We start from the raw sequence: 23,810 nt of genomic DNA, 5'->3' as shown, positions 1-23,810 counted from the left end.
AGAAGAGAATAATGGATAGCAAGATACTTTTAGATTCCGAGATAGCCGCGGTTCTTGACACAGTTCCACCCCAAATGGCCTGGGATCCGCCGGCAATGCGGGCAGCGGGCGAAAAAATGCTCAGTGGCGAGATTGCGCTACCTGCCGGTATCACCCGGGAAATAGTGCAGGTGGAAAGCAAAGATGGTTACCAGGTTGAACTGCGAGTATTCCGCCCAGATAATCGCGAACCGCAAGGGGTTATCTACAGTATTCATGGTGGGGGAATGATTGCGGGGCAAGCTCGCTATGATGATGGCTGGAACGGACAGCTAGTGGCAGAAACTGGTCAGTGTGTTGTTAGCCCCAACTATCGCCTCGCCCCCGAGAATCCCTATCCTTTGCCATTACAGGACTGTGTGGCGGGCTGGCAATGGGTGAAAACAGAGTTTCCGGCGCTCCCGAGCGTAATTTATGGCGATAGCGCCGGAGGTAATCTGGCGGCAGCAGTAACCTTATTCAGTCGCGACCAAGGAATAGCACTTGCTGACCGAGTGTTTCTAATTGAGCCAGTTTTAGATGATCGGCTGGAAACAGTCTCTATGCAAGGCGGACAAGACACCCCGGTATGGGATTTGCCTAACGCTAAAGCCAGTTGGAAAGCCTATCTAGGCGAGGGAAAAGCTGATATTTATGCGGCTCCCGGCAGAGCCAGTGACTTATCGGGGTGGCCGGAAACTTTCCTGGTAGCCAACCAATGCGATCCCTTGCGAGATGAAGATATTAGATTTGCGCAGACCTTAACGGAAAGTAACGTTCCGGTGCGCCTAACGCTGCTTCCAGGCACCTGCCATGGCGTATTAGGTCTGCAAGGTCCGGCGATTGCTGACCAGGCACGCGAACTGGTGATTAACGCGCTAAACTCAGCGGGGATTTAGCCCTAACGACATTTCCTGCTTATTCGGATTGCTTAATCCTAGCCACCCTGAAAGGTCAGCTAGTTTTTCAACCAAGGATTCGTTTCTGAGTGTTTCCTTTTGTTAAACTGGGAGCACTCTTGAAACCAAGAGTGTACGTCCTCGACAGTAAAGACGCTGTCTTTGTACCAGCAGCCAGAAAGACACAAAGAAGTGAAGAAAGATTTAAGCTCGCCCTCTTGATAGGGCGTGCCTGAGAGTCTTTGAAACTAGCTTTGATTCTGGGGAATGGAATCGCTGTAAACAGCACTGACAGAGAGCGTAGCGGTAAAAGATAACCGGTGCTTTAGGGGAGAAACTTCCCCTAATGTACCTCCTTAAATAGGTTTGATTGGGCAGTAATAGCGCGATTGCGGGATTGCGAAACAGGAAGGTGTAGGAAATGTTTAACCGGTCTAAAAAGGTATTTTGCCTTTTAGGGGCAGGCGCTCTGGCACTAGCGGCATTATTACCAGCCGGCATCGGGACAGCCGAGGCTGCAGCGCCAGCTAATCAAGCATTAGCAGCCAATGGCGCGAGCGTTAGTGCTTCCGGTAATGAAGTTGCTGATAAATGGCAGGCGCAGGCCGCTATTGATGGTAACGACAGCGGTGATTCTCGCTGGTCATCCAATCACAGTGACCAGGCTTGGATTGCGGTACATCTAAAAGAAGCCATTAAAATTGACCACGTAACTATTAAATGGGAAGCCGCCTGTGCCGCCTCCTATCATTTAGAGGTTTCAACTGACGGAACCACTTGGGAAAAAGCCAGCGACACCATCCGCCCGCAATGTTCCAGCACAGATACCCAAAAACTCAATGCCGCTACCGCTAACGGAACATGGAAATACGTGAAAATGCAGGCCGAGAGCCGCACCCCTTTCCAAGGAATTAAATACGGGGTTTCCCTATTTGAATTTGAAGTATGGGACGGGGCAGAACCGGTAGCTCCCGCCCAGCCTAATTTGATTCCACTGCCTGCTGAAATGACTCCCGGAGAAGGTGGTTTTGAATTAGGCGCAGACACTAAAATCAAAACTGATTCCGCTTCTAAAGCGGTAGCGGAGATGACCGCCAAAACTATGCGTGCCTCCACCGGATTTCCCCTGCCAGTGGGTAAAGAGGGCGAGATCAGTTTACGGGTAGACACTGGTCTAGATACCACCGGTTTAACCAGTGGAAATATCGAGGAAGCCTATAGCTTAAAGGTTAGTGAAAGCGGGGTAGAGATTGTCGGAAAATCCCCGCAAGGCGTCTGGAACGCTACCCGCACTCTGCTGCAACTATTCCCCGCCTTTATCTATTCTCCCCATCCGGTAAACAGCCAGTGGCTAGCCTCCGCGATTACGGTAAAGGACGCGCCCCGGTTTGCGCATCGCGCGATACAAGCAGATGTAGCCCGCTCGTTCCTGACAATCGCTGACTTAAAACAGATGATTGACACTTTTGCCAATGTGAAAGGCTCCCGTTTACATCTACACCTTTCAGATGATCAGGGTTGGCGGCTGCAAATAACCAATGAGGGACGCGAAGCTGGGGACACTATCGACTACAGCAAGCTCACCGAGGTTTCCGGCAAAACCGCAATGAATTGGAACTCGGAAGCCTATTCCTTAAAGGATTTAACCGGCTCTAGTCAGCAGGCAGACGATAATGTAGTCGAATTGGGACATCACGGTTTCTACACTCAGGAAGAATATAAGGAACTGGTCAAATATGCGGCCGAGCGTTTTGTAACGATTCAGCCCGAGTTTGATATGCCCGGACACACCAATGCGGCTCTAGCTGCCATCCCGCAATTAAACTCTGCCAAATCCTCTCATAATGGCACTGTAGATGCCGATGGCAATGCCATAACTGATCCGGCTAAATGGCAGGTAGCCCCCGCCAATGGAACCGGAGATGTGGGTTATTCCTACCTTGATCCAGACTCAAAGCACACCCAGTATTTTGTCCGCCACGTATTTAAACAGCTGGCGGCGCTTACCCCCGGTAAAATTATTCATATCGGAGGGGACGAATCCCACGATATGGTTACCAAACTGGGGAAAGACAAATTCAACGAATTTCTGAATATGTCCGCGAAAGCAGTTCGCGATCAAGGCAAATCTCCAATCGGATGGAATGAAATCGCCTCCAACACGCTACAGCCTGGGGACTTGGTGCAGTATTGGACCGGTAGTACCGCTAACACGAAACGAGCAATTCAAAACGAGGGCGTTAAAGTCGCGGTATCGAACGCCTCGACCGCCTATATAGATATGAAATATGGAGTTCCCGGGGGTAACAGTATCGGTTTAACCTGGAGCGGAACTGGAGATTTCGATAAATACTATAACTGGGATCCGGCGCAAGTAATCAAAGGGATTCCCGAAAGCAGCATTGTCGGGACAGTAGCCGTGCAATGGTCAGAAACTATTCGCGGAGGATACCAGGCAGAATGGTTAATGTGGCCGCGCTCAATCTCTCATGCGGAAGTAGCGTGGACTCCACAAGCGAAGAGAAACGTAAACCAGTTCAAACAGCGCATGGCAGCTATGGGAGATAGGCTCGCGGTTTCGGCAGTGAACTTCTTTGACGGTCCCAAAGCCAATTGGCAAACCGCTTTAGCGGGGGTAGACCAAAAAGTTGCGCCGGGCCGCTCCGTGAATCTGGCAGTAGGCGAATTTGCGGCTCCCGGCACTGTGAAAAACTCTGAGGGAACGCAAATAACGAAAGTCGATAACGCAGCTTCCGCCCTCGGGGATACTCCCTTCAGCGCCACTATTGATTGGGGTGACGGCTCCGCGCCCTCACCGGCAATATTCACCCAAAGCCATTCCCGAGATGCCCTACATAGCAGCCCGCTATATAAAGTGACCGGAAAACACCCCTATGCGAATCCCGGAACTTACACCGGTACTATTACGGGGTCAAACGGACAAAAAACCACCTTTACGGTAAATGTGGCAAATGGCGCCCCCGATCCCAGTGAAAATAACCCCTGGGATGCAAGTAAAAAACCGACTATCACCATTGAAAAGAATCTCATCCGCCCCTATGAGCGGGTAAAAGTTAAGCTAAGCGGGTTTGAACCCGGCAAATATGTAAAACTCGCCTGGAACGGTAAAACCCAATTCCTGGCAATGCCTGGGGCAGATGGGAGCGCCGAATACTATCTGCCATTCTTTGACAAGGCAGAAAAAGTGTTACGACCGCAAGACAGTGGTACTCATCAACTTAGCGCCACCCAGATTGGGGCTAACAGAAGTGCCGAAGTCACTGCCACCATTGTGTCTAATCGCGAAGAACTACTAAATCCGGTTGCGCAATGCCCCACGATGAATGACCCGAATTGCGGATATGAAAACATTACGGCCTCCTCGCAGGCAGATAATGAGCCAAAACCCTCCGGTCCGGTAAGCGCCGCATTTGACGGCGATCCCAATACCTATTGGCACACCCGCTGGGCTGCTCCGGCCGGTACTTTCCCGCACACCATTACCGCACAGCTCAAAGCGGCTCCAGAGCAAAAATGCGTGATTACCGGGTTTGAATATACGGCACGCAGCGGGCAAGAAAACTCGCGGGTTAAAGATTTCCGGATTGAAGTATCAGAAAATGGCAGCGACTGGAAGAGCGCCATTAGTGGTTCTTTGAAGAATCACGCTGACCCGCAAGTATTTAACTTTGCAGCTGACAAACAGTTAAGTGGCAAATACGTGCGGATGGTTCAGCTGAACTCCCAGGCAGGAAATGATTTTGGAGGTGCAGCTGAGATTCGTTTCGGAGCTGTCTGTGCCCAAAACGGAACGGAAGTAACCCCGGTTGCTCCCGTAGCGGAAAAGCAACCCCTAACGGCGCAAGGAAAAGAATATCCCGGATATTTCCTAGTGCCCGCAGTTACGGGAGTTAAGTATTACTTAGGTGATCAACTGCTAACCCCGCAGCAGGCCGTTCCGCTGCCCTATGGAAAAACCAAAGTTGTAGCGAAGCCCGCGAGTGACCTATTCAGGTTTAAAGAGGGCGCAAAGAGCGAATGGACCCTAGATATGGGCGAAGACCCCGGTCAAGTTGAGCCGCCGCAGCCGGAAAAACCCGAAAAACCGGCTCCCCAGGTGGTAAAAGGCGAGTGGACTGACTCCCCAGAGCAAGACGCCAGCAATTGTAAGACCTTCAAAGTCATGCAGACCCGCAGCGTTACCACTACCGAATATATTTGGGATGCAGCTGGAGCTAAATGGGTGCTTGATACTGCTAATGCCCAGGTGACTACGGAACAGGGCGTTCGCGATATGAACGCGGCTGAAAAAGAAAAATGCGCGCTCTCGCCTGAGGAGCCCAGCCCCGATAACCCGAACCCTGATAAACCTAGCAAACCCGACGGGCAACCAGATACTAAACCAGGAGCAGGCTCAGATAGTGGGGCGGCAAAACCTGGTAACACCGGGTCAAAGCCGGGCGCTAAACCCCGCCAGCAAAACACTACTTCTGCGATGCCCTCCACCGGTGCTTCCAGCGAGCTATCGCTGCTACTAGCCGCGCTAAGTATCGGATTTGGGGGAGTTTTGTTGCTAATCCGACACCGAACTCACAGGTAAAAGGGGAACGAAGCGGCGAGACGCTTGCGAAAGACATATAAGAATCTGAGCAAAGAGGCTGGGAAAGGTAAATAAATGAGTAATGTTAGTTGGAAACGCCGGGCAAATGCCACTGTGGTAACAGCGGCAGTAGCTTTAATGTCGGTGCTAATCCCAGCGAGCAGTGCCCAGGCGCTCGCGAGCGGGGATAGCGCTCTGTGCGCAGACAATTTGGCAGTCGGGAAAACGGTAAATGCCACCAGCCGGGAAGTTGCGGGAGAAAAAGGTCCAGAACTGGCAGTAGATGGCAATATCGGTCCCGATGATAAAGCTACTCCGGCCATCCATAACCAAAGCTCTGCCAGTCGCTGGTCTGCCGCCGGAAGCGACAATAACGCTGCCCTGACTATCGATTTTGCCGGAACCGCCACTATCAATAAGGTGCAACTTTATTGGGGAAACACTTTCGGTAAACCCTACAAGTTGCAAGCCAGTAATGATGGCACCACCTGGCGGGATTTAGTAACCGACCAGATAGGTAAAAAAGCTGGAAGTACCGAGCATACCTTTAACGGCAGCGAAAAAATGCGCTACCTGAAAATGCAGATTTCTGGCAAATCACAGCAGTGGGGACTATCGCTGTGGGAAATAGCAGCTTGCGGGACTCTAGCTGCGCAGCCCACCCCGACAGAAAACGAAAATCTGGCTCAGCTGAATCAATTGATTCCCTACCCGCAAAAAGCTGAACTTGCCGCAGGTAACTCCCGGTTCACCCTCACCAAAGATAGCGAGATTACTGCCAGTGGCTTAGCTGGGGAGCCCGCAAAATATCTTGCCGAAACGTTAGCTAAATCCACCGGATACAAACTACCGATTTCGGCCAGCTCCAGTGCTAAAACTCAGATTAATTACGTTATCGATCCGAGCTTAACCGTCAGTGGGGTAGGCAAGGAGCAAATGAATGAAGCCTACACCTTGAAGATTGCAGCAAACCGGGTAACCATCACCGCGCGCAGTGCCAGCGGGGCGCTATGGGCAACCCAATCGCTGCTGCAATTGCTAGGGCCTTGGGCAGTATTTCCCAAAGTTACCGTAGGATCTTTAATGCCGATACCGGCGATGACTATTCAAGACGGTCCTCGCTATTCCTGGCGCGGACTAATGATTGACCCGGCGCGCTCCTTCATTCCCAAGAATGAAGTCATCAAGCTGATGCATTCTATGAGCCGCTTCAAGATGAACACTTTGCATCTGCATCTAAGTGATGAGGGCTGGCGGATTGATATCCCGAATGAGGGCAAAGACGCTACTGACCCGATTGACTATAGCCAGCTGGCTAAACGCGGAGGCAGTGCCGGTTTGCGAGCCGGAGATATTGACCGCGCACCCCAGGCGGGACGCACCGGCTACTACACCTTGGATGATTACCGCGAAATGGTGGCAACTGCCAATAAATTAGGGATAGCGATTGTTCCCGAGATTGATACTCCCGGTCACACGGAGGCAGCGCTATATTCCATACCGCAGCTGAACTCGGAAAACTCTAATCCGAAGCCCCAGGGCGGCCAAGACACGATTGGGCAGCCAAATTACTCGAAAAACAATATGAAAGTGAATCTGGATGCTTTAAATCCTCACACTTACACCTTTATGCAGCATGTTTTGAAGATTTTGGCGCAAAACTCTAACAACACTTATCTGCATATTGGCGGCGATGAAGCTAACAGTATGGATCACCAGCATTACCTGCAATATATGCAGCAGATTCTGCCCAAAGTAAAAGCCATGAAGCAAACCCCCATCGTTTGGGATGAAGCCTTAAAGAGCGTGGGGGCCGCCGGGATTGCCGACAATGGTGGGGTAGTCCAGTGGTGGAACACCGATTCTGCTGCGCCTAATCGCTCCCAGCTGCGAAATGATTTTGTAGCTAAAGGCGGCAAATTCATTGTGTCTAACGCCAGCTACTTCTATTATCCCCAACGCGAAGACCGCTCACATGTGGCTCCCAGTTGGGCTTGCCCCGGCGGGGAATGCACTTTGAAACACGCCTATGATGCTCAGCCCCAGCAGGTCATGGGGCTCAGTGACGATAAAGGAATCCTGGGTATCGAGGGCGCAGTCTGGAGTGAGGGCGTGCGCAACTTGGCAGATATCGAGTATATTGCCTTCCCTCGGCTCCTAGCTCACGCCGAGATGGGCTGGACAAACCAGGCAAATAAGAACTGGGAACGCTTTAGGGGCGGGGTGGCCCAGCAGGCAACTGCCCTGAACGTTACGGATACCAGTTTCTTTAACGGCTCTCAGGTCACCTGGCGGATTTCCCCAGCCTTATCCCCGATAGCCGTAGATTCCCAAGGGAAAGGAATCGGCAAAGCTAATCGGCAGTTAATCGGATATGTATCGGCGCCGGGCAAAGGTAAGAATAACCTGGATTTGAGTTTAACTTTGACCCCGAAAGAATCCCAAAATGTGATAAATGTGCCGGTAAGTACCACTTTGGATAAAGAATACATACCGGTAAACGGTTCCTATCAAACCGGCAGACAGATGAACTCAGTCTTTAAGGTTTATGCAGACCTGACAAAAGTTCCCAAAGATAGCTACCAGGCGCAGCTAAGCGCAAAAGCCAGCGGACTAAAGTCTTTAGACGGCAAGAGTGATACTGCTCTGGTCAGCGCGGTTATTCAAGTTCCCTCACTTAGCGGTCAAACACCCCCAGAGCCGGGAACTCAAACCAGCCAAAGCGATACCACCTGGGAAAGCACTGAGCGTTCTTACCCTAAGAGCAGCTATAGTTTCCCCGGAAATGACGGTAAACCGCATAAAGTAACCTGGGATAATCATTCTTTGAAAATAGATGGCGAGCGTCTACAAGTTTGGGCGGGCGAGTTCCATCCTTGGCGAATCCCTTCCCCCCAGGCCTGGCGCGACGTCCTCCAAAAGATAAAAGCAGCCGGATTTAATGCGGTATCTTTCTATTTCTTCTGGGGCGATCATCAAAGCGAAGAGGGCGGTCCGTTCAATTTTGATAAAGGCACTCGCCGCGATATTGACCTGTTGCTGACAATGGCAAAGGAAGAGGGACTATATGTGATTGCTCGTCCCGGTCCCTACGTCAATGCCGAGATTTCAATGGGAGGTCTGCCCGCATATATGACTAACTATGCGGCGTCCTCTTTGCGTTCCACTGACCCGAAAGCCCTGGCAGCCTCTAAGAGCTGGTTGAAAGCCTTTAACAATATCGCAAAGAAACACCTGATTACCGAGGGGGGCGGCTCCATCATTATGTATCAGGTGGAAAATGAGCTGCTGACAGAAAATCCCAGCACTACCGCCTTCTTAAAAGAGCTGAGCAACTTTGTGCGGACCGATGGGATAACTGTTCCCCTGTTTGAAAATGACTGGGGCTTGGCAGGACGCTTTGCCCCGAATAAAGCCGGAAACCCGGCAGGGAAATATGGCAGCACTGATTTTTACACCTATGATCGTTATCCTCTGGGTTTCAACTGCGGAGCAGGACGCGGGAACCTCGATGATGTTGAACAGACATTCCGCAATTATGAACCGAAAGGTCCGCATTTTATAGCCGAAGGTCAAGGGGGTGCTTTCACTCCTTGGGGAGCAAACTTTACCCCCGAGAAATGCGCCAGTTTCACCGATGGAAACTTTGTGCGCCAGTGGGGGACAGTCCTGGCCGGTAACGGGGTGAAAGCCTATACCTACTACATGATTTTTGGGGGCACTAACTGGGGCTATACCGGTTCTCCCTCCTCTGGTTTTACCAGTTACGACTATGGCGCTGGTATAGACGAAGATCGGACGATTCGCAAAGACAAATTTGGCGCGCAAAAAGAGATTGCCTACTATTTGCAAGCCAATCCCCAATATGTGACCTCTGATCCGGTAGCTAAACCCGATATTAAGCGGGTTAGCGGTAACGCCCAGATTAGAGGGTATCAACGGATTTCTTCCGAGGGCGCAGCGGAGCTTTCAGCTACCGGTAACGGGGGGCGCACCCTGGGGTTTGTTTTGAATAACACCAATGACACCAGCACCAATAAGTTTACTTTTGCTTTAGATTTAGCGAACACCTCCGGAGTGGGGGCAAGGTTTAATCACGATGATAGTGACAGTGACTTAAAGTATTCGACGGGTTGGAAGTCAGTTAAGGACGATTCGGCTTGGAAAGGAAGTGTCCACGAGGCCGCTAAAGCGGGCGAGGAAGTCGCATTCGAGTTTACCGGCACGGGAATCGAGATTGCGGTAGCCACCGGAACCGATCATGGAAAATTCGCGGTAAAGCTCGATGACCAGGCGGAACAGGTAGTAACTGGCTGGGTGGGAACCGAACAGAATAAACCTACCCAAAAAGTCGTGTTCTCTAAGAGTAATCTTCCCGCCGGTAAACACACCCTGAAAGTGCGGGTGCTGGGGCAAAGCGCCGAGGGATCTACCACTGGGGGCACGAAAGTCCAGCTAGATGCGCTGAACGTCCTGGGAGCCAGTGCCACGCCCTGGATAGTGGTGAACAATAATGACTCGGCGATTAAATATAATCCCGCGGTCGGGACTGCCTCATCTTGGGAATATGCTACCGGGCAAAACTGGACTAGTGGGGATTATCAAGGAGACGAAACCTATTCTGCCCGTAAAGGCGATTCTTATACCTATGACTTCAATGGGATAGGAATCGATATTATTGGGGCTTTCTCCGGTAATCACGGCATAGCCGATGTGTATATTGACGGGGAAAAAGTGGGGCAAACCGCAGAAGAAGTCACTAACACCGCGCGCCCTCAGCAGGTTTTATATAGTGTGCGGGGTTTAAGTGCCGGTAAACACACCTTAAAAGTTGAAGTTACCGGTAAGCCTTTTGCGGGTTCTAAAGGTACTTTCGTATCGCTAGATGCGCTGCGAGTATTCCCCGATAAAGATGCCATAGATCAGTTCAATACCGGAACCAGCGTCAAAGATGGAGAGAACTCTTGGTCGCGGATTCCCCAAAAAGCGGGAACTGCCCTAACGTTGCATGGTCGGGATGCGTTGCTGATGAGCGCGGATATGAAAATTGCGGGACAAAAACTGTTATACACCACCTCGCAGCTATTTGGTTCCCCGATTGCTACCGATAATGCCCGGGTACAGTACCTGCTCGGGGTAGCGGGAGACGATGGGGAAACTCTGCTACGTTACCCGGCTAAACCGCAGGTAAAAGCCCCTAAAGGGGTAGAGGTTACCTGGAATGAACAGTATAAGACGCTGCGTTTGAACTATAAGTATTCGGCAGAACCTAGCGATATCACTATCACCCCGGCTGCCTCAGATAGAGCAGCAAGTGCGGGAGATACACTGCGCTTGCGGATTATTGACCGCACCTACGCGCAACCCACCTGGTTACTAAATACCGGTGATGGAGGTAGCGGCAAACGTTTAGCGGTCGAGGGCGCAGAGCTAGCTCGCAACTGGAGTTTAAACGGCTCGAATGCCGAGGTTAATGGCACTACTGATTCTAAGAGCCAAACTCCCTACGTGCTGCTTCCTAAAGGCGTAAAGAGTGCGAGTTGGAATGGAGGAAAAGCGGGAATAGGTGAAACCGAGGGTGTCTATGCTGGTTTCACCAAATTTATTCCGCAGATGCTAAGCTTCGAGCCGCCCCAGCTAAAGTGGGTGAAACAGGAGGGGGCTCCGGAAAAGGAAATCAATTTTGACGATAGTGCCTGGCAGGTGGCTAATGGTATGCAGCGTAACCATACATGGCAAGCCCCTAGTGCTAATGGACTGGTGCTTGACTCCAATTATTACGGTTTCTATGAAGGCTCCGTATGGTATCGCGCTACCTTTGTGACCAGCAGTGATTCCCCAGTTATCGCTCTGAACGCTAATGGGGGATCCGGAGTGCCCGGGCATGGCAAGAATCCCGCCTTTATGCAAGTGTGGGCAAATGGGAAGTCGCTGGGCGCGGCCAGCGCCGCTGGCGCAGGTCAGACTTTTACCGCTAAAGGGATTAAAGCCGGCGATAAAGTAGTTTTGGCGGTGCTAGTAAATAACCTGGGGCAAAACCTGGACTGGTCAGATAATGGGTTGTCACGCCAAAACCGGGGATTGTATTCAGCTACTATTCCCGCTCAGGATGGGACAGTTACCTGGAAGATTCAAGGCGCTGCCGATAAGAGCGGCACTAAAGATAAAGCGCGGGGTCTTTACAACAACGGTGGTTTATATGGCGAGCGTCAAGGCTGGCATCTGCCAGGTCTAGATGACTCGAAGTGGACCGCGGCGACTGATATGCACGCGGACGAGGCCGGGGTTACCTGGTATCGATCCACTTTCGATTTAAACGTACCTAAAGATGCCGATGTAGCTTTCCGCCTGGATGTGCTCTCGCGCCGCTTCGGCAATACCCAGCAGACCCGAACCGACCATTCTCAGGCGTTACTGTTTGTCAATGGGTGGAATACCGGTATCTATATCGGTGATATCGGCCCGCAGGATTCCTTCACTATCCCGGCGGCTTTCCTCAATCTAAACGGCAAGAACACGGCGGCAATTGCGGTTATTGGTAAAGAAGCTGATGCGGGGCCAGAAAACGTAGTGCTGCGCGCGGTTCATCTTTCCCAGATGAATGCTTTAGCGCCAGTAACTGCGCAAACGGATAACCCTGGGGAAGTAGAACCGGAGACCCCGGATAAACCGGACACCCCGGATCAGCCAGAAAAGCCGAATCCTTCCCAGCCGGATAATCCGCAAAATCCCGCTAATCCTTCCCCCGAGGCGACTCCTACGGAAAACGCTAAAACGCCCTCTTCAAAGGGAAAGAGCGTTAAAGAGGGACTGGGGCGTACCGGTACCGAGGGCGTCTCCGCTTTATTAATCGCGCTATTGGCATTGGGGGTAGGAATCGGGATGCGTTACCGCCAGCGATGGCTGGAAGATAAATAACCAAATTGGTGGGGTGAAAACCTAATCAGGGATTTGCCCCACCAATTTCTAGCCGGAGCAAATATCTAGGGTTAGGGCTTGCTCATCTAGGTAAAAATCGAAAAGATTAAGAGAAATAATCACTTTCAATATGTGCTTATCGGGGTCGGTAAAATCCACGGAAAGTGAACATCTAAGACAATGAGGTTTGAAATGGTGTTATCGGTGACCAAAGGGCGTTTTAAGGCTCTAGCAGCCGGTTTTTCGGTGGCTTTGACTTCAATGACGCTTATGCCGCTGGCAACTGCGCTTCCCGCCGAGGCCGCTACTGGTCAGTTTAGCTATAACACCGTAGTTAAATACGGGGACAATGGTGTTACTAACTATCGGATTCCCGCAGTAATCAAACTGAATAATGGTGATTTATTAACCGCCTATGATGCTCGCCCCGCAAATGGCGATGCCCCGGCGCCCAACTCGATAATGCAAAAACGCTCTACCGACGGGGGAGCGACCTGGAAGCCGCAAACCGTTATTGCCCAAGGAAAGGGCACTACTATGGGGGATCCTGAGAAAGAGGGATTCTCGGACCCGGCCTACATTTACGATAAACAAACTGGGCACCTATTTAACTTCCATGTGCATTCCTATGACGTAGGGTGCGACCCTAAAGGAACCGAAGAAACTGACGAGTTTAGCAACCGCAAAGTACAAGGGGTGAGCCTGTCAGTTTCTACCGATAATGGAAACAGCTGGACGGAGCGTTACGGAAATGCTCCCGATGAAACGCGGGGACTTACTGCCGCGGTTAAACAGCCCGGATATCCCTGCGGGTTTGCATCTTCTGGACACGGTATCCAGCTGCAGCATCAAAGGGGTGCTAATGCGGCAAAAAATGGACGCCTAATCACCCAGTTTATTGCCGGTAAACCCGGTACTTGGGCAGCCTACTCGGTGTATTCCGATGACCACGGTAACACCTGGAAACGCGGTTCTACCATCGGCACAGATATGAACGAAAACAAATTGGTGGAACTGTCCGATGGCACGCTCCTATTGAACTCCCGGATGAGTAACAAGGCGGGATACCGCTATATCGCCAAGAGCACCGATGGCGGGGAAACCTGGACTGATCTGCAAATAGAACGGTCGCTAGTTGATTCCAAGTCCCCGGGGCGCAATGCCTCGATTATCCGTAGGTATCCGGATGCTCCCTCCTCAGACCCCAAATCTAAAGAGCTTTTGTATTCCGGTATGGCTGATAGCGGTAAAACTCTTGCAGTGAGCTATTCCTATGATGACGGTAAAACCTGGCCGATTCGTAAACTCTATTGGAATGACAAGGCTGCTTACTCTGATCTAGTCGCGATTGATACTCAAAGCGGTAAATACGGGGTAGCTTTCGAAGAAGATCACCAGATTGGTGGTAATTACTTTGAAACTATTCATTTTGGCACTTTTGACACCAATTGGCTCAACCCAGTAAAGATTTCTCTAGCTGATGCAAAAGTAGCAGCCGAAGCGGGTAAAACTGTCGAGATTCCCGTTAAGGTTAGCAATGATGACGCGAAAGCGGTCGTTCCCCTAGCTACCGCGGTAAAACTGGCGTTGCCAAGCGGGTGGAAAATGGAAGAAAGCGTCTTGGCGCAAGAACTTCATCCCGGAACCTCCGAAACTGTAACTTTACGGGTTAGCATTCCGGCTAACGCGGCTCAAAAAACCTATTATCTAGACTCTAGTCTGGAATACGGCAATGTTAAGCTGCGCGGGGACGTGGAAATTAAGGTTACCAACCCCAATATAAATACTGACCCTACCGGTTCGGTTGGCGTTGATTTTGAGCTTACCAATCCCAAAGCCGATGGGACTTGGGCAGTGGGCGACAAAATGAATTTCACTGTTAATGTAACGAACCTGCTTGCTCAAGATAAGTCCTTCACTGCCACTGCCTCCAACCTGGATACCGGATGGGCAGGCTGTAAGTGGACAAGGATTTCGGCGGGAGCTACCTTGCCGTGCGCAAATCGCACCCACACGGTTACCCAGGAAGATCTTGACGCCGGATTCTTTACTCCCTCCATTACTTTCAAATATCAAAATCCTGGTTATTCTGGCGCTGCTACCCAGTTAGATCCGGTTAAGGGAAGTAAAATTCCTATCTTTGCCAGTCATGTCCAGGTAACAGATTTGGCAGTAGCGGGAACTAAAGACAAATATGACGTGGGCGATAAACTGGTATTTACCCCGCAAGTACAAAATGTGGGACAAATCCCGGTAGATGTCCAGCTGAACGGGGAAAACTTTACGCTAGCTTGCCATAACGAGGACGGAAAGCTGGATAAGGGAAGTACCTTCTCTTGTACCGCCAGTGACTATGTAATTACCAAAGAAGATATTATTCGCGGCAGCTTTACTCCCAAGTTCAAAGTTAAAGTAACTGATGGGAATAAAGTACTCCAAGAGTTCACCTATAGCGGGAAAGAAATCCCGCTTCCCTCTGATAATCCGATTGCTACTAAACTTCCCCAAACGATTCCCTCTTTGGATTCTTGGAAGACCAATACCAATGCAAATGATGTGTTCAAACTAAGCCCGGACACGGTAGTTTACTATCCGGCCGGTTTTGAAGCTCAAGCCCAGATTGTGGTGCAAGAGCTAAACGCCTACCTGAAAGCGGCGGGGCAGGCGCAAACTGTGCGGGCACAAGCCGCCGGGGGAGCAACTCCGAAAGCCCACGATGTGGTCATCACCCTAGATACTGCGCAGCAAAACAAACTAGCAGAGGAGGGGTATAGCCTGCAGATTGATGCCCAAGGGGTAAATATTACTGCCGCGCAAAAACGGGGAGCATTTTGGGGTACGCGCACTCTGTCGCAAATGCTGCGGCAGCAGCTAACCCTGCCCTATGGCAGCGCCTTTGACCAACCTCAGCAGCGTGAACGTGCTGTCACTCTATGCGCCTGCCGGATTAAGAATCAACCAGATTATATTCACCGGATGCTCACCGATATGGCTGACCTGAAGATGAATCAGGTAATTTTAACTGCCAAGATGGAGTCAGCGAAAGAACCGGTTACCAATAACTATTCTTATTACACTAAGGAAGAGTTAAAAGGGATTGTTGCTTACGCCGATAAATTGGGGATTGAAGTAGTTCCCCAAATGGGAGCCCCCGGACATATGGATCCCAAGATTCATAACCTGCCTCAGTATCAACTTAAGAAAACCGATGGCACTTTGGATAATGACCGTCTAGATATCACTAACCCCGAAGCCGTCGCTTTTTATAAGCGCCAAATTGAAGATTACCTGGAGGTATTCCCCTCCAAGTATTGGCATATGGCAGGGGACGAATATATGTACCGTTCCGCTTACAAGAATTACCCGGTATTTGGACCTAATGGAGTAAACGGTCCCAAACTGTTCGTAGATTTCATTAACGATATTAATAAGTACGTGAAATCTAAGGGTAAGACTTTGCGGGTTTGGAATGACGGATTAAAACAAGAAAATATTGATTCCCTGGATAAAGATATCGTGATCGATATGTGGCAGGGGGGTCTCAGTCCACAAACCCTGATTGATAAAGGACATAAAGTCAATAACACCAATTACGATCTCTATTTCTCCCGAGAAAGGGGCTGGCGGATTCAAAACAGTGGCACGGCCGCTATCTACAATGACAAAGGGTTCACTGCCGGTACTTTTAAGAGCGGAAAAGTAGCTGATGATAATCCGGGAAACCTGGGGATTAAGCTCTCGATATGGCCAGATACTTCCATATATCAAACCGAAAATGAAGTAGAGATGGAAACCTTTGAGGCTTTCCGCTTAGTGTCCCAGCTAGGCTGGCAAGGCTCGCGCCCCTGGAAAGACGGCGATACTTTTGTAGCCTTTGCAAAGGCGCTAGGACATGCGCCTAATTGGGAAAATGTTAATCGGCGTCCCTTAGAGGACGGGGTATATGCCTTTACTAGCTCCGGGTTACGCTTAGATGCTTCGGAAAATCGCGAACCAGACGCAATCAGTTATTCATCCGATCAATGGCAAATCACCCACACCTATGACCACTACTACCAGTTGAAGTCGGTTAAAAGCGGTAAATGCCTGAGTATGGATGTGGGCAAACAGCGTTTCAATGGCAGCGGGCGTCAGTACGCTACTGCAGATTTGAATGTAGTTAACGAAGTTGGTGCCCGTCCCGCCTTGGTCGAGTGCGTAAACGATATTAATCAGAAGTATCACACTGGTGCCTGGAAGAATAACTCTTCAACCAGTAAACGTAATAACCAGAAATGGCAGATTATTGAGGACGGCAACGGCAAATATATTGTGCGCCAGGCTCTGACCAATATGGATTTGGCTATTTCGAGTGGGGAAGAAAAGCACGTTGATTTAGGGAACGTGGGAGATTTGGATGACAACACCAAGTCTAGGCCGATGGAAACAGATTTAATCCAGCTACCTAGTGATATGACCGCTACGCGCTGGACAATTACTAAAGCTGACCAGGACACCCCGGCTCAAATGCGCGCTCCCCACGGGATTGTTCCCGTAGCCAACTTGGACTGGTATCCCGGTAGCAGTATCGGTTGGGCAGATGACGGTCTGATTCGGGTAAACCGGACTTTAAAGGGCAGTCCTCTCTTGATTGAGGGAGAAAAGTATCGCGGCGGTATTGGAACCCACGCGTCCTCGAAAATAACCGTGCATTTAGGAAAACAGTGCTCAGTATTTAGCGCGAAAGTCGGTATAGATGACACCCAAGAAGCTGGGAAATCATCTTCGGTCACTTTCAGAGTATTGGGTGCTGACGGGCAGGAACTGGGCGCGTCCAGTAAAGCATTGACCGCTGCCGATAAAGCTGAAGCCATGAAAGTGGACGTCAGCGGGCAAGAAAAAATTACCTTGTTTGCCGATGCTGGCGACTCTAATGCCAATGACCACGCTGACTGGGCAGATGCCATGGTTACCTGTAAGCAGATGGATGCCGATAAGTATCAGCCCACCTATCAGGACACCGAGGCTAAAGCCGGTAAAACCGTTAGCTCCGCTCCTAGTTTCGAGCCGGCAGCTGGAAAGGAAAAGGCGCAAAAGTTCGAGCTGGTAGAAGCGGTTCCTGCTGGGATGAGCATTGAGGCTGCTACCGGGGTGATAACTTGGCAGGTGCCCGCAAATCAGCGAAGCGGAACGGTAAGTGTAGACGTTAAAGTTACTTATGAGGACGCCTCTAGCGAAATAGTGCCCGCCAAGTTTAAGGTAAGCGCCAGCGCTCCGCAGCCACTACCGCAGGTAGTTCCGCAAGCACCGATCTTTAACGATAAAGACAACACCTATACGATTCCGCAGGTTCCGGGAGTGGTTTACCTGCTTGATAATCAGGTAGTTAAGCCCGGGACTTACCCAGTTAAGACTGCGAGAAAAGTATTGATTACTTCCCAGCCGGCCAGTGGTTATCGCTTTAAGGCGGGGGTTACCACCCAGTGGGAGCACCAGTTCAAAGTGGAGACCAAGCCCAGCAAGCCCACGACTAAGCCGGGTGGAACCCAAGGGGCTCAGGATGGTCGTCCTGGGCAAGCTCAAGCTAAGCCGCAAAAATCGGCAGCCGGGTTGGTACCTACGGGTGCTGCCGGGACAGTGGGACTACTGGCACTGGTAGCTACCGGAACTGGAATAGTAGTGCATCGTATTTGTAGGAAAAGAGCTTGATTAAGTTAATAATGATGGTTAGTTCTCGAAGAAGAAAAGGTAAGAAACTATGCCCTTAAAACATAAAACTATCTTGACGGTTAGTGCCGCGCTGTCCCTGGCCTTCGGGGGACTGGCTACAGCCCCGATTGCGGCCGCAGAAGCGGTGTTTACCCCGATACCGCAAGCGCAGATGAAAGCCGTGTGGACTGATTCTGTAGAAACTGGTGGTGAAGGAGCCAACGGTCCGCTAGAAAAAGTGCTTGATGGGGATACCAAATCCTACTGGCATACTGTTTGGTATCAAGGTACGGGCAATAATGAAATGCCGCATAGGTTCATTATTGATTTAGGTAAAGAAGTCCCAGATTTGGGGCGAGTGGTTTTAACCCCGAGGCAAAGTTCCAATGGCTCGGGAAGGGCACGCGAATATGAGATTGTCAGCTACACCGATGCCAACTGCGCCGATAAAACCAAAGCAAAGGATTTAGCCCCGGCTAAGACCTTAGCGACCGGCGAGTTTGAAGAAAATCATGGGGATTTAAGCGCCAAAAATATAGATTTTGCTCCGGTCCCTGCCCGCTGTGTAGGGGTAATTTATAAGAGTGCCTGGGGCGGTCAAGCCGGAAGCAGCGAAACCGTTGGTTCATTGGCAGAGTTCAATGCCGCTACCGTCAGCGGATATCAACCACCAGCTCCCCCCGCAGCTGAACCAGAAGTTAAAATTCCTAACCCGGGCGATAAAATCACCATTACCGATGGCACGTTATCAGCCGACTTACAGGCAGGATTTCCCCAAGTTATCGCGTATCACCTGCAGGGCAAAACCCTTCCGGCAAATGTGGGACCTGCTTTGAAACAAGTACGCATCAATGAACAGATGCGAACCGTCTCCCTGGTTGCCGCCGCGACAAAGACCGCTGATAGTGCAACCTATAAGCTAAAAGTGGGCGGCGTAGAAGCTACTTTGACAGTAAAGATTTCCCTGGCTAAAGGTAATCTTCGCTGGGAAGTAACCGCGATTGATGATCCCAAGAATCAAGTAGATCGCCTGGCGGTACCAGGGCTGAATCTGGTCAGCGTTGCCGGTGCTAAAGATGGATCCCTAACAGTTGCCAGTGATGGCACTAATCGAACAGAAAACCCCGACACTACCTGGAAAATCGCTAAGCAAAAGGTAGGGCGCGCCAGTGGATATATGGCGGCGCTTAGCAACAGTGAACTGGCTGCCGGGCTGGTATCGAATGCAATCAGCGACGACTATGCCACCAGTGTTCAAGATGGCCGCGGAGCAACTCGCTGGGTAGCAACTATCGCCCAATCAGAGGCGGCTACCGCGGGTAAAACCACGATGCTAGGCTCGCTTACTCCCGCTTCCTGGGTAGTGTGGGGCACTAATACCCGCAGCGGGAAAATCGGTAAAGATCCCAATCCGTTTGCCCAGGTACGTGTGGTAAGTGACGTAAACGGTGACAGCGCGGTAGACTGGCAAGACTCTGCCACCGCTACCCGCGCCCTCATGGTGGAAAATAAACTACCTAATGGTTACGGCGATACCAAGAACCGGGTAATTACCCGGATTCCGTTCAATATTGTTTCCCAAGCCACCCATCCCTTCTTGCGCACTCTAGACGATACTAAACGCATCAGTTTAGAGACCGATAACCTGGGGCAACACGTGTTGCTTAAAGGGTATCAAGCAGAAGGGCATGACTCTGCCCAAGGAGACTATGCCGGGCATTACAACCAACGGGCAGGCGGTTTCACCGATTTGGTGACCATGACTAAAGGGGCGGAAAACTACAACGCCGACTTTGGGGTACATATCAACGCCACCGAATCCTACTCGGAAGCTAAGTGTTTCAATGATGGTACCAACCCCGCTACCGTTACCGATGAATCATGTGTTATAAAAATGCCTCCCCAGGCGGCTTGGGGTTGGATGAACCAGGCATACTATATGGACGATAACGAGGATCTAGCGCAGGGACGGGTAATTAAGCGTTTCCAGAAGTTCCGGGATGAACTAACTAAAGCTGGGATTGCTGACCGTTTCGATTGGCTCTATTTTGACGTATTTTACGGCAGAGGATGGCGTCCTCAGCGTCTAGGAGCCGAGCTGCAAAAACAAGGCTGGGAAATCGGCTCTGAATGGGCTTGGGCATTCCCGGATACTTCTCTATGGTCGCACTGGGCAAACGATGAAAAGTATGGGGGATACAAAGAAAAAGGTTTGAACTCGACCTTAATTCGTTTCGTGGAAAACAGTTGGCGAGATTCCTGGAATCCAAATCCGCTACTAGGCAATGCTAATGTCGTGGAATTTGAAGGCTGGACTGGTCACACCGATTATGGCAAGTTTATTGATAATGTGTGGCAACGTAACCTTCCCACCAAATTCCTGCAACAATCAGACATTAAAACCTATCAGCTGGGACAAAAAGCAACTTTCACCAACGGGACCGAGGTTACCTCTAAGCGTGCCAATATCGGCGGTACTGATTTGGGGACCGACCGAGTAATAACCTATGACGGCGCTACCGTATATACGGGCGGAAAATACCTGTTGCCCTGGGGTGAAAAAGATGGAATCGGGGCAGCTAAATCTGCCGGAGACAAACTGTACCATTACAACCCGGCTGGGGGCACTAGCACCTGGACACTGCCGGGTCACTTTAAGAACGTTACCTCCTTCCGTTTATATGAGCTCACTGCTACCGGAAGGGTAGATAAAGGAACCGTGAATGCCAGTGGGGGCGGTATTTCCCTCTCGGCCAAGGCAAATACCGCCTACGTCCTCTATCCGCAAAGCGCTCCTAGCCAAGCAGACCCCAACTGGGGGCAGGGCAGCGGGATTAAAGATCCCGGGTTCTTCTCCGGTACCTTAAAATCCTATGAGACCAGTGGAAACGTTAGTATTGAAACCAGTAGTCGCGGTAACTTCCAGGCTCTATTAGGCGAGGGTGCGTCCTCCCTATCCCAAACCCTTACATTGCCTAAAGGAGACTATTCCATGTGGGCGTGGGTAGAGGTACAGCCCGGTCAAGAGCGGCAAGTAGACGTGAGTATCAGCGGTAACGGCGTTAAAGCTGTCGGTAACCAAAAAACCATTGATGGGAAAGTTACCACCAGAATCACTAAATCTACTGCGCCTAACAAGACGGCTTCAGATGAAAAGTTCCAAACCTACTTCCAGCGGGTACGGGTAACTTTCCACAGTGAGGGTGATCCCGTTACTTTCCAGGTGGCAGCAGCAAAAGGAGCCGCAAAAGTCCGTGTCGATGATTTGCGAGTAGTTAAATATAGCGCTCCGGTAGATAACGACAAAACCGCGCAAACCGTCTTCTTTGATGATTTTGAGGACGTAGATACCGGTTATTGGCCTTTCGTTACCGGCGCTACTCAGGGAGGAGACGCTCGCACCCAGTTGGCTGAACGTCACTCTCCCTATTCCGACGCCGGCTGGTGGGGAAAGAATAAACAAGGTCAAGTTGTTGCCCACGGTAAACAAAGTGACAATGTGCTCGCCGGGAAATGGTCGCTGCTGGCGCATGAAGAAAATGCGGGGCAAATTCTGCGCACTATCCCAGCTGCAATAAAGTTTGAACCAGGACATAAATACCGGGTTTCTTTTGCCTACCAGCAGGCCTACGCGGGTGAATATCAGTTTAGTTTAGGCCGGGACTGGCTGGCCGACTCGCAGATTAAGAGCTCTACGGTGCAAACTAAAGATATTCCCGAAGCGAAAGGTAAAGGAGTAGGAGGCAAAGGAACCCAAATCTTTTCCACCGAATTTGTTACCTCCACCGTAGGGGACTACTGGATTGGTATCAATAAAGTCGGCGGGCTTCCCGGATCTGATTTGACCCTAGATAATATCCGGGTGGAAGACCTAGGGAAAGCTGACGTGCTGCCCGGTAATGCCGATCCGGCAATCCAAGCAGCCCAGACCGTATCTGAAGGACAAACCTTTACGGTACAAACCAATACCGAGTTCTTCGAACCGGGTAATCCCGGGAAAATTACGAACCTGAAAACTACTCTCAGCGCTCCAGAGGGCTGGAAAGTCACGAAGAAGAGCGACCCCAGTGGGGATAATATCGCCCAAAATTGGGAAGTTAAGGCTCCCCAAGGGGCTACCGATGCAGTATTGACCTATAAAGTCTCCTACCAGGTTGATTCCGATGGCACCACCAGGGAAGTAAGCGTATCCAGGAAAGTTAAAGTTCTCCGCTCGGTTCGCGACGGCGTAAACTATCTCTCTGATTTGCCCTGGAGTGATGAAGAGAACGGTTGGGGCCCGGTCGAAAGAGACCAAGAAAATGGAGAACAAGGACGAGGCGACGGTACCCCAATCAAGGTGGGAGGTAAAGAATATCCCAAAGGTATCGGTGCCCATGCCCCAAGTAGCATTACCTTTGATTTGGCAGGTAAGTGTACCCGTTTGAACGCAATCGCCGGGGTAGATGACACTCAACCAAACGGCTCCGTGAAGTTTATGGTTATCGGAGACGGGAAGACCTTATTTGAATCCCCGCAGGTAGTTACCAAAGCGGGGGGAGCAAATAAAATTGACCTTGATATTACCGGGGTGAAGTCCCTGATTCTAAAGGTGACTGACGGCGGCAACGGTGTAGGTAATGATCACGCCGACTGGGCAGATGCCAAAGTTACCTGTAAGGTTGAGACTCCTGCCGCGCAACCTCCCAGCTTAAAAGAGGTAGTAGCAGAGGCTAAACCGGGTACGGTTGCCACCTCGGATGCTCCTACTTTCGTAGACGAGGACGCGGAGACTGTTACCCCGCCACCAGGCGTGAAATTCAGCTTCGCGAATCTGGACAGCCAGCGGCACTTGGTGCCATCGCGCGAGGCGGTTAAAGCTAATGGTGATATCTATATTGATAGCGCCACTGGGCAGGTAACCTATCTTCCTTTGGCCTCAGAAGCTGGAAAGTCTGTGAAGATTCCGATTCAAGCCAGTTATGTTCAGGCAGGTCAAACAGTAACTATCCCTGGCAACGTAACCTTTAACGTGGCGGCAAATGAAGAAACACCCGGTAAAATCATTGAGGTTACTCCAATAGCACCGGTAGCAACCGATCCGGGCAGCTGCGAGAAGAAACCATTCGTGGAGATTCCCGTAACCAAAGGAGTCAAATACCTGATTGACGGCAAAGAGGTGGCAGCCGGTAAGCACGAATACGCCTACGGAAAGCAAATAACAGTTACCGCCCAGGTTTCTGATACCAGCAGCTATCGTTTTGTGGCGGGAGCAGTAACCAAATGGACTTTCCAGGCTATGTCTCCTGAGGGATGCGAGGAGGCACCGGGCAATCCCGATAAAGATAAGCCGGGTACCGGAAAACCGGGAAGTACCGATAGGCCGGTAACTCCGCCTACAGATAACCCCACTAAACCGGGTAATTCTAATAGCGCGGGGACAGGAAATAAGACTGCTAACTCGCGCGGTGGGAATCTAACTAGCACCGGTACTTATGGCGGAGCATTTGCCATAATTGCATTAATGCTGATAGTTGCGGGTAGTCGGATTCGTAACCGTCGTTTAGAGTCATAAGGTTAAGATGTCTACCCGGTTCTCCTAGTAGCAGCTGCGGCGGCGTGGAATCGATGCGAAGCATAAAAGAAACCACGCCGCCGCGACTAGCTAATGACTGCCGCAAATAGCTAATAACCGCAGATGCAAATAG

Annotated in this window: 5 protein-coding genes; all 5 read left to right on the top strand. The window is 50.8% G+C overall.

Annotated elements, in window-relative coordinates:
- The first annotated feature begins 11 nt into the window (after window positions 1–11).
- Entirely contained in the window at window positions 12–917 is a 906-nt protein-coding gene (locus tag QZT94_RS00295) for an alpha/beta hydrolase (RefSeq protein ID WP_072509870.1), read from the top strand.
- Between the two features lie 421 nt (window positions 918–1,338).
- Window positions 1,339–5,517, top strand: a complete 4,179-nt coding sequence (locus QZT94_RS00290) for a family 20 glycosylhydrolase (protein WP_296762127.1) — start codon at window positions 1,339–1,341, stop codon at window positions 5,515–5,517.
- A gap of 75 nt (window positions 5,518–5,592) precedes the next feature.
- Window positions 5,593–12,435 carry a beta-galactosidase gene (locus tag QZT94_RS00285; protein ID WP_296762125.1) on the top strand — a complete coding sequence of 2,281 codons (6,843 nt, stop codon included), beginning with the start codon at window positions 5,593–5,595 and terminating at the stop codon, window positions 12,433–12,435.
- Between the two features lie 180 nt (window positions 12,436–12,615).
- Window positions 12,616–18,123 carry an NPCBM/NEW2 domain-containing protein gene (locus QZT94_RS00280; RefSeq protein ID WP_296762123.1) on the top strand — a complete coding sequence of 1,836 codons (5,508 nt, stop codon included), beginning with the start codon at window positions 12,616–12,618 and terminating at the stop codon, window positions 18,121–18,123.
- A gap of 49 nt (window positions 18,124–18,172) precedes the next feature.
- Entirely contained in the window at window positions 18,173–23,677 is a 5,505-nt protein-coding gene (locus QZT94_RS00275) for an endo-alpha-N-acetylgalactosaminidase family protein (protein ID WP_296762121.1), read from the top strand.
- Window positions 23,678–23,810 lie beyond the last annotated feature (133 nt).

It is taken from the genome of Varibaculum sp. (genome assembly GCF_008661855.1).
GTDB lineage: Bacteria > Actinomycetota > Actinomycetes > Actinomycetales > Actinomycetaceae > Varibaculum > Varibaculum timonense_A.
This window is presented reverse-complemented; position numbering and strand designations above follow the sequence as displayed.